12 protein-coding genes are annotated in these 9,222 nt (G+C 56.3%); 6 read left to right on the forward strand and 6 right to left on the reverse strand.

The features are described from left to right. Positions 1 to 6 precede the first annotated feature (6 nt). Positions 7 to 1,200, reverse strand: a complete 1,194-nt coding sequence (locus ACGHEN_RS10880; protein ID WP_227790521.1) for an ATP-binding protein — start codon at positions 1,198 to 1,200, stop codon at positions 7 to 9. A gap of 409 nt (positions 1,201 to 1,609) precedes the next feature. On the opposite strand from ACGHEN_RS10880, the gene ACGHEN_RS10885 reads away from it, so the two are divergent. The 4 genes from ACGHEN_RS10885 to ACGHEN_RS10900 all read left to right on the forward strand — a co-directional run bounded on the left by ACGHEN_RS10885 (position 1,610) and on the right by ACGHEN_RS10900 (position 3,868). Beyond that, positions 1,610 to 2,194: a recombinase family protein gene (locus tag ACGHEN_RS10885; RefSeq protein WP_195241086.1), complete on the forward strand. Its 585-nt coding sequence runs from the start codon at positions 1,610 to 1,612 to the stop codon at positions 2,192 to 2,194. 225 nt (positions 2,195 to 2,419) lie between these two features. Beyond that, positions 2,420 to 3,112 (forward strand): hypothetical protein, encoded by a 693-nt coding sequence (locus ACGHEN_RS10890; RefSeq protein ID WP_195241085.1) that lies wholly within the window; start codon positions 2,420 to 2,422, stop codon positions 3,110 to 3,112. 2 nt (positions 3,113 to 3,114) lie between these two features. Further along, positions 3,115 to 3,324: a hypothetical protein gene (locus tag ACGHEN_RS10895; RefSeq protein WP_195241084.1), complete on the forward strand. Its 210-nt coding sequence runs from the start codon at positions 3,115 to 3,117 to the stop codon at positions 3,322 to 3,324. Between the two features lie 34 nt (positions 3,325 to 3,358). Further along, positions 3,359 to 3,868 carry a DUF5067 domain-containing protein gene (locus tag ACGHEN_RS10900; protein WP_195241083.1) on the forward strand — a complete coding sequence of 170 codons (510 nt, stop codon included), beginning with the start codon at positions 3,359 to 3,361 and terminating at the stop codon, positions 3,866 to 3,868. Between the two features lie 30 nt (positions 3,869 to 3,898). Here the strand turns inward: ACGHEN_RS10900 and ACGHEN_RS10905 are convergent, their stop codons facing one another. The 5 genes from ACGHEN_RS10905 to ACGHEN_RS10925 form a co-directional block, all read right to left on the reverse strand. Next, a complete protein-coding gene (locus ACGHEN_RS10905) occupies positions 3,899 to 4,636 on the reverse strand; it encodes a metallophosphoesterase (RefSeq protein ID WP_195241092.1) in 738 nt (245 codons plus the stop codon). Then, positions 4,636 to 5,361 (reverse strand): metallophosphoesterase family protein, encoded by a 726-nt coding sequence (locus ACGHEN_RS10910; protein WP_195241082.1) that lies wholly within the window; start codon positions 5,359 to 5,361, stop codon positions 4,636 to 4,638. Before ACGHEN_RS10910 ends, ACGHEN_RS10905 begins: the two co-directional genes overlap by 1 nt. Then, complete coding sequence (locus ACGHEN_RS10915) at positions 5,358 to 5,996, reverse strand: hypothetical protein (RefSeq protein ID WP_195241081.1); 639 nt, start codon at positions 5,994 to 5,996, stop codon at positions 5,358 to 5,360. Before ACGHEN_RS10915 ends, ACGHEN_RS10910 begins: the two co-directional genes overlap by 4 nt. Positions 5,997 to 6,413: 417 nt before the next feature. After that, positions 6,414 to 6,551, reverse strand: a complete 138-nt coding sequence (locus tag ACGHEN_RS10920; protein WP_195241080.1) for a hypothetical protein — start codon at positions 6,549 to 6,551, stop codon at positions 6,414 to 6,416. A 77-nt stretch (positions 6,552 to 6,628) separates the two neighbouring features. Then, complete coding sequence (locus tag ACGHEN_RS10925; protein ID WP_155086624.1) at positions 6,629 to 6,877, reverse strand: hypothetical protein; 249 nt, start codon at positions 6,875 to 6,877, stop codon at positions 6,629 to 6,631. 601 nt (positions 6,878 to 7,478) lie between these two features. Here ACGHEN_RS10925 and ACGHEN_RS10930 point away from each other — a divergent pair. Both ACGHEN_RS10930 and ACGHEN_RS10935 read left to right on the forward strand, forming a co-directional pair. Beyond that, a complete protein-coding gene (locus tag ACGHEN_RS10930; RefSeq protein WP_195241079.1) occupies positions 7,479 to 7,637 on the forward strand; it encodes a hypothetical protein in 159 nt (52 codons plus the stop codon). A gap of 187 nt (positions 7,638 to 7,824) precedes the next feature. Beyond that, on the forward strand, positions 7,825 to 8,424 hold the full coding sequence (locus ACGHEN_RS10935; RefSeq protein ID WP_390399454.1) for a hypothetical protein: 600 nt from the start codon (positions 7,825 to 7,827) through the stop codon (positions 8,422 to 8,424). The last annotated feature ends 798 nt before the right edge of the window (positions 8,425 to 9,222 follow it).

Genomic DNA, 9,222 nt, shown 5'->3' on the forward strand with positions numbered 1-9,222 from the left:
CTCAGGCTAGTTAAACAGCGGTACCTTATCGAGCAGAAAATCCTCCACGGTGCACGCCCCGGCCGCCGCTCCTCCCACGACGATCCGCTTGGCTCGCGGATACTTTTTTAGGAGCGTCGACATGCCGCTCTGGCCGGACTCTCCACCGCTTTTGACCTCAATGGCGCTCAGTGCATCATCCCTTCGCAGCACAAAGTCGACCTCTTTGACGCCTTCACGCCACCACATAACCTCAAAACCCTCTTCCGGCGCGCGTGCAAGCAGTCGTGCACCCACTGCCGATTCCACCAAATGACCCCGCCGCGCCGAATCCTCCAGCCATTCTGCACGGCCCTTATCGCCGAGCGCCGTCATAAACGCCGTGTCATAAACCATGAGCCGCGGGGTGCTTCGGCGCTTTGCGAGCTCCTTGTCACTGAACTTGGGGATCGCCGTAACCAAACCGGCCTTGCCCAGCAGGTCCAAATACCCGGCGACCGTGACCGTGTTGCCGGCATCCTGCAGCTGGCCTACCATTTTTGAATACGAAAGCTCCTGTCCCGAATAGCTCGCCGCGAGCCAAAAGAGCGCGCGCATCAGCGCCGGTTTGCGGATATTCTCCAACGAGAGAACATCGCGCGAGATCGCCGGCTCGACGATCGCATCTCGGATATAGTTTCGCCAACGGGCGTCATCGGAAACCAGCGGCGCCGCACCCGGATATCCGCCGTGATAGAGATAGTCTTCAAAAGAAAAGTCAAAGGCCTCGCTGCACTCGCGATAGGACCAATGCGGCGACCGAATGAGCTCGTAACGGCCCATAAGGGATTCTTCCAAGCCCTTATGCAGCAGCAGCGACGACGATCCGGTCAACATGACCTTGAGCGGCGTCCCCTCCCGGCGATCCCGGTCGTACAATCCCTTGACGACCGTGGACCAACTCTGCACCTTTTGAATCTCATCAACAACGAAAACGGCCGGGGCCTTACCTCCAGACGTGAGGTTTCTTGCCTGTTGCCACTCGATTTGCAGCCAGCTGGCATCGGGATTCACAACATCGTCCGCATTGACCACGTGACAGGGCATGTCTACATGGTGCAACGCCTGCACGAACATGGTCGACTTTCCCGTTTGGCGGGGCCCGATTATAAATTGCATCAACGGATTATTCGTTTCCCGCATCCTTTGGGCTATCACGGCAACTTGATGGCGCTCAAACATGTCAATCTACCTCCTTGTTTCTTAAATACTCAGTATACTGAGTAAAATCACTCAGTATACTGAGTATTTTTTGAACCGGGAGATCGAACCCGCCAACTTAACTCCCTTCACCAGCGGGTTGCCGCCGCCCCTCCGCGAGTCGAGTTTCTGGCCCTTCGTGCTCACTCGATATATAAAAACTGCCATAGCCATATCGAAAAACCGGTATAGCCGGTCCCATCATCGAACCATTGCGAACTGATACGCATCTTATTGCTCATATTCAAGGCCCCGACGTCTCAAAAGGTATGCCGCGCGGCACTCGAAAACCGAACCCTCGATGCCGTGAACAGCGAGTGCCAAAACCCAGTGTCAAAACCTCCACTTGCATTCCCATGAGAAAATCAAAAGACAAGGCAGGAGGCTGAAAATGACCAGATACGGATACGCTCGCGTGAGCACGAAGGATCAGAAGCTAGATAGGCAAATCGAGGCGTTGGTCAACGCCGGCGTGCCCTATGGCCATATCTACAAAGACAAGGTCACGGGTGCCAAGGACGGCGACCGAACTCAGCAGAAGCGTCTGTTCAAGAAGATGAAGGCCGGCGATGAAGTGGTGGTCGAGTCCTGGGAGCGCCTAACCAGATCGACCAGGCAATTGCTGAACTACGACCTTATGTTCCGAAATCTCGGCGTGAAGCTAACTTCCTTGAAACAGCCGGTCGACCTCGATACCGCCTTCGGTCGATTCGTCCTCGGCACTCACGCCTGCACCGCCGAGCTCGAGCGCGACCTGATCAAGCAGCGCCAGGCTGAGGGCATCGCCGTAAAACGGAGCCACGGCGGCAACGTGGGTGGCAGGCCTCGCACTGCCGGCGTCAAAGCCGATGCTGCAGTAAGGCTCTATCTTGGAGGAGAGACTCCTATTCCCGATATTTGCGCTGCGACTGGCGTCTCCAAATCAACGCTGTACCGCATCCTTCGTGAACGCGGATTGGTGGGCGTCAGGAAATAAGTCCGTCTGCCGTTTCGCGATTTGCCTAATAGGCCCGAGTGCGGCGGCGTTACTATATAAGGGTGCGGTATTTCTCTAACCGAAAACCTGCGTGAACGCATGACTTGAGACGCCTTTTTAGAACTCACCGATCGCAGGAAAAAGACAACTCAACAGCGGCCGTGCATTGTTCCCAGCCATATGGCATGGCGGAGCCATGCCCGTTGTTGATTGGAGTGCCGCATCATGGCCGAAAACCAAGTCCAGTCCGAAAAGAAAATGACCAGCCTGAATGTCTCATCGGAGACCCGTGACGCCATAAAGGACATCAGCACGAGCCTTGGTCTCTCGCAGGCCGATACCGTCGCCCGCTTGGTCGATGGCTACCACCCTAACGCCACTCCCGGCGTGAAGGCTGCGCTCGACGCATCGGCCGTCCTCGATGAGGCGGTCGAGCGGGTCAAGCGCATCATCGTGGGCGCTGCCGAAGCTGCCGCGATGGAGGCTCGTGCTGCCCGCGAGGACGCCGACGCTGCCAAGAAAAGTGCAATGGAACAGATTCAGAGCATCAAATCTAATTGCGTCGAGCAGGTCGCCGCCATCAAAGAGAAATTCGAGCTGGATACTGCGAGCTTGGAGATTGAGAACGATGAGCTCCACGCCACCGCCGCCGATTACCTCTCGCAGCTCAAGAAGCTCGATTCCGAGAACAATCAGCTCTTGGCAGAATCAGCCGCAAAAGACGATCGAATTGAAAGCATGAGGGGTGCGGTCGACGCCGCGGCCAAGGCTCAGGCCGATCTCAACGTCTCCCTCCTCGCCCAGCGTGACCTGATGGCCGAGGTCGCCGCCCTCAAGGACCGCCTCGCCGCCTCCGAGCAGCGGGCGGCCGTGGCCGAGGCCAAGGTCGAGGTCATGACCCAGACGAGGGGCGTGTAGATATGTCCGACAAGCTAAGGCCGTCTCGCCGTGAGTTGATAACGGCAGGGCTAGTCGTCTTTTTGGTCACGCCACTCGTCTGGACTGTCATTGATGGTGCCGGCGCAAATCCGCTCACCATCAGCGGTGTCATCACCCGTCAAAATGCCGTCTGGGCTTCGCTTACGGCAGTTTCAGTGGTCATGCTCATTGGGGCTTGGCTGTTTGGCTGATGGCATTCAAAAACAATTAAGTTTGGAGTAATCGATGGAGCATCTCTCTGTTAAAAAGGCAATCAACCTAGCTCGGAACTTTGGGGCTGCGGGTGTTCTGGCAGCCGCCCTAGTTATGACCTCTGGGTGCAGCCAGGCAGACGATTATCAGACGGCAGTTCAGGTCGCCGATTCTGATAACGCGCAGGAAGACGGGGTTTACGGCAAGATGAAGTATTCAGTCACCGGCGTCGAGGTGCATGATTCCTCGACTGGCGATGGCGGGAAGGTTGCCGTTGTTCGCTGGCACGCCATTAACAACCGATCGGCAGATTCATGCGCTGTTGGTAGCTACATCACGGCTTATCAAAATAAGCAGATGCTATCTCGCGGGTTTGCTGCCGATTTGCAGGAAGATCACTTCTCTTCGCAAGGGCTTGCGCCGGGAGGCGAATGCGACGGTGTGTCGATTTTTGACCTCAACGACATGTCTCCCATCGAAGTGAAAGTCGACGGGATGGGTGCCGGGTCGAACTCCCTCGATCAGACTTTTGAATTGGAATAGTCCATATGGCGCCTAATTTCTAGAAACCTTCTAGAGCGCTTCTAGAAGGTTTCTAGAAGCGGGCGCAGCATCTTCGACCGACACGATGTCTCGGTAGATAAGGCGATGCCTGGCGTCACGCCACTCGTCGCCGTGGTAGTGGCCGAAGAACCAGGCGCGGCAGCCGAGTCGCCCGTCGAGCTCGCCAAGGAATCGTTGCAGCCGGTCGTCCAGATACTCGCGTTCGCGCTCCCGGCATAGTTGCTCTGCCAGGTCGGCAGGAGCCTCGTGAGTCACAACGTGGTCGACTTTCCAGCCCACGCGGTCGAGCGAGGCGCGGCAGTGCTCCATCTCTTCCTCGCTCGGCATCTCCTCGGGCCACCAGCTCCTCCCCTCCCTGCGATACTGCCTGTCGTTGCTCGCGGCACCGCCCATGGCAAGGACCGTGAGCCCGTCGATGTCGAACACCTCTCCGCGCATCAGGTGCAGCACGTGCGGTCGCACCTCATGGACGAGCCCGCCGTTCCACTCCCGTACCGGCAGATTAGCCAAGGCGTGATGGTTCTCATGGTTGCCGTCTACGAAACACGTGGTCCACGGCTTCGACTCGAACCAGTCGAGCCAGTATTTCTCGGCGTTGGATCCATCCCAGACAAAGCCGAAGTCGCCGGCCACGATCACCACGTCATCGCGCGTCAGGGTCCGGCCCAGCGGCCAAGACTTGGAGGTAAACCGGCTGGACCCGTACTCGGCCCTGCCGTGCACGTCGCCCGTCACATAGACCGTCATCAGTACGCACCCCACGGCAGGATTTTGTCCCCGAGCCCCACGATCCGGTCATACAGCACCGTGTGCCGTTCGTCCGGATTGCCGTCTCGGTGAAAATGTCCGTAATACCAGCGCTTGTAGTCCAGGCGGTCCTCGAGCTCGTCGAGGAATCCGGTCAACCGGTCCACATCAGGGCGTTCCCAGCCTGGGTCCGGGTAGAGCGTCGGCGAGAGCATGCGCGTGGCGCAGGTATGGGTGATGACGCAGTCGACCTTCCAGCCGACCTCGTCGAGCCTTGCCCGCGCGGTATCGAAATCGCGCTCGTCCGGGAGCTCCTGAGGCCACCAGCTGGAATACGGCACGCGGTATTCCCTGTCCACGCTCGTGGCACCGCCCATGGTGAAGATTGTCGAACCGTCGAGCTCAAAGACCTCGCCGCGCGTCAGGCGCCGAATAGACGAAGTATCCGACAGGCGTTGCGTCAGCCCGCCGTGCCACGGTTCCATGGGACGCTCCTCCCAGTGGTCGAAGCGCTCGTGGTTGCCGTCGACGAACAGTACCGTGTAGGGGCGCGACTCCAGCCAGGCGATGTCGGCGCATTCCTCGGCAGAGAAGTTCCATGGAAAGCCAAAGTCACCGGCGACGATGAGGTAGTCGTCGCTCGTCAGACTATCCCCAAGCTCCCAGTCGCGGAGCTTTTGCATGTCAAGCCCACTGTGGATGTCGCCTGTCACATAAGCCGTCATCGGATTGCCGCTTCCCTCTTGTACGCCGCCAGCTCGCGCTCGACCTGCCTGTCGCCGGTCTCGTTGACCCACCAGGGCCATTTCACCCGGCCGCACGGCTCGTCGACTCCGGCGAACCATTCCCTCAGCTCGTCGAGGCTCACCGGGGAGTGCCCGTTGGCATCGCAACCGACGTCGTAGCGCAGAAGGCCCTGCTTGCGGTTGAACTCGTTGTACGCGCCGCCGCTGCTGTGGATGTGCCCGTGGAGGTGCCACGATCCATGGCTCATGCCCTGCCAGTCGGCCATGGGGTAATGGCTCAGGACGATCTTCTGCCCGTCGATCTTGAGCACGCAGATCGGCGGCTCCACGGTGAACGCGCCCGCGACCGCCGGCTGGGTCCAGTCCTTGTCGTGGTTTCCCGGGACGAGGTGGATATGTCTGCAAGCGATCTGCTTGCGCAGCCCATAGGCGTCCTGGGCGGTCATCTTGAATGAGAAATCCCCTAGGATGTAGAGCTCGTCATCCACGGCAACCTTACCGTTGATGTTGTCGACGATGGCGTCGTTCATCTGCCAAATCGTCTCCCACGGGCGGTCGGTGAACTTCAGCACGTTCTCATGCCCGAAGTGGGTGTCGCTGGTGAACCAGATCATTCCATTGTCTCCTTGTCGCTAAAAACCGTTCTCCTTTGCGCAGTTGAGGAGACGTATTTTGAGCGACATGAGGCGTTCGAACCTCATGTTCTGTGCTCCAATCTGCCGGATTGTCCCAGCTAAAACTTCAAAACCTCGTGCGGGCAGAAAACCGTGTCCCGTTTGTGGGGTCATAGTATAGGCACTGTTAGAACTAATAGCCCAAATCCGTTGCCAACTAGCCACTATTAGCAACTATTAGGCCTTTTGGACAGTCGAACTGACTAATAGCCACTATTTGTTGGGCTGTTTTGCAACCACGAGCGCTGCCGTGGATTCTTGATACGGCGCATCGACAACAGCAATGTCAAACGGGTAGAATGGTGCCGACGGCAGCCCAAGTCGTAGGAAGCTGGGCAGAGCCGTTGCTTTGAAGAGTTAGGTCACCGCCTTAGCGACGGTGACCTTTCTTTTGGGCTTCGAACCCTGCTTGAGTGCCTTGGAAAGGCCGACGAGGGCCGTGAGGAGCGAGACCAGGGCGGTCAGGAGCTTCACGAACTCGGTGAAATCGGTCATGGGCATCACCTCCCATCGGATGGAGGGCTCTGCCCGGCACGAGGACTGCCGACAGCGCTGCTGATTCTAGCAGAGCGTCATTCTTCTTCGATCAATCCGTGCTCCACTCCCTCGCCGGAATCCAGTCTTTCCGCAGCTCGACGAAGGTGTTCTTGATTCCCGCGACCCCAAAACGGATCGTCTTCGCGCTCGTCACGGGCCTTGAGCTTGCCCCTGGCTCTCTCGACGGCCTCGCCAGTCGCTTGCCGCCGAACCTCATCCTTAACTTCCTCGCCGATCTCCCCAAATTCCAACGCCGGCCCGTTCTTGCTCACCGGTCCGTACATGCTCGGCCCTCCCCTGCTCGCGACCTGTTTTCCAGCCAAGACCGTACTCGCTATTGCTTCTAATAGCTTGAACAGCTCTTCATCCGGCCACTATTAGCAACTATTAGTCCAAATCCTCCAGCCCAGCAGCCAATAACCACCATTAGCCCAGCTAAACGACCAAAACAAATCGCCCAGTGCACAGAATCTGAACAGTCACGAGACGCGTTGAACTCAACATGCGCGGCCTGTCCCGCGTAGACAGTTACAGGGCCGGCAGCGTCGCCGGCCCTGTTGCCATTCAATCAGCCGCATAATATACAGGCAGGTCTCCCGAGTACTCCCGTCGCCCTAGTGCGCTGCCATTCAAAGCAACGAGTAACGCTTGGGCAAGAGGGCCCACCTTCACTCTTGGTGAATCACTCGCCGCCCCTGTGCCCTTTTCGGCAATTTCCTGTACCCCTTTTGGAAACTCGAGTGCCTATCTGGCCGAACGAAAAGATTTAGCGAATTTAGGTGTACCACTTTGTGTTAGTTTGTATTTTAGACAGTATTTGTGATACGCTTTGTTTCAATCAGTAGTGGTACGATTTCGTTTGTTTAACGAAGGAGGTAATTGTCTATGGCAGTGGCCGAGGAGAAGAAAAGAATCCAGGTTACTCTGCCTCTCGAAATTTGGCGTGATCTCGATAACTACGCGAAGAGTCGCGGTGTAGCTAAGTCGTCTATGGCGGCAATCGCTATCTCCGAGTTTTTGGAGCGTGTTAAAGAGCAAAAATAGATATGAAAAAAGCCCCCTACCGGCAAGTAAGAAGGGCTTTTTCCATGTTCAAATGTGGCTTTCTGGCCTGTTACCTGCAATCCTAGCACACGTATGCTTCGATTTGGGTCCCTATGTTGAAGTACTACCAAAATACTATGGCATCACTTCGACTGATGGCTAGATAGCCTCAACGAGAGGCTAGTTTATGAATACCAGAAATATAAAACCGGATGTGGGCGGTGGCTATCCGTGGGACACGGATAGCCACCCGTCCGGTCCCGCAAACCCGTCTGGAATGGGGACGGCGTCCGATTTCGCGAATCAGGCCGTCACAGATGCCGCCATGGCCAATAGTGAGAGTCACCGCGAGGTACTTCGCCGGGCATCGGATGAATCGTCCCGTGTCGCCCACATGGTGCAGGATATGGTCAGCGAGAAGGTCGCGATCATCAAGCCGCCATGGATGCTCGAGCTCGGTTTGCCTAGACTTGACACCGATATCATGGGGCGGATTTGGTCGTTCCAGCGCAAGGACGTTTACAAATCCACCTGCTACATCAGCCTTGCCACCATGGCGGCGGACGTCAACTCGGATCGGTCGAACGTCAAGAAGAGAATCGATAAGCTCGTCGAACTTGGTCTTTTGATTAAGTCGCCGCGCGGGAACAATAAAACTGTTGAGTACCAGCTCGATATGACGGCGATCGCTAAGCGCAGACTCGAAGTCGAGGAGGGCAAGAAAAAGCAACGCGCCGAGAATTCGGCGAAACGCAAAGCTCAGTGGGACGCAAAGCATTCTGCCTAGTTTGAAGGGCTATGGGTTGTACGAACCCATAGCCCTATTTCTTTTCCTTACAAGCTATGGGTTAAAACAACCTACAGTATAGCTATGGGTTGTTTTAACCCATAGCTTGGCGAAAAATCATTTTATTGATAGGGGTTAAATAACGGTTCCTCAGCAAGACTATTGGTTAGAACAACCCATAGTCTTGCTGACAGAGATCGCGGACGCTTTTCCGTGACGGTATAGCTATGGGTTGAAAGAACCCATAGACAATTTAAGCCACTTTTTTAGCTATGGGTTAAACCAACCCACAGAAAGCGATCGAAAAATGCCAAAAAGTACCGGAATAGTTATTTCAACCCATAGTTTGAGCATGTGTTAACCGGAGTCAACTTATCAACTATGGGTTGTCTCACGAGACTATGGGTTGAAATAACCCATGCCAACTATGGGTTCAGTTAACCCATGCACTATGGGTTGAAATAACCACAACTATGGGTTGAAATAACCACAACTATGGGTTCATGCAACCCATCAAGTCTGACTAGAGTGAATAAGATTCACTTAGTCTGAACTAAAGGAGGAAACGGAGAAATCCACCAGAAAGCATTTAATGATCGAAGGATATACAAACAAGGAAATCCTTCGTCCTTGCCCTCCGTTCGGCTACGCCTCACTCCGCGTCACCTGCGGCTCCTTGGCGCTCGCTACGCTCGCACTCCGGTCGCCTTCGGCTCCCTGCGCGTCGGCTACGCCTCCTTGCCCTCCGCGCGCTTGCGCACGCTCCGCGTCACCTGCGGCTCCTTGGCATGGCCTTCG

This window comes from Collinsella sp. i06-0019-1H4 (assembly GCF_042849575.1).
In the GTDB taxonomy this organism is placed as follows: Bacteria; Actinomycetota; Coriobacteriia; order Coriobacteriales; family Coriobacteriaceae; genus Collinsella.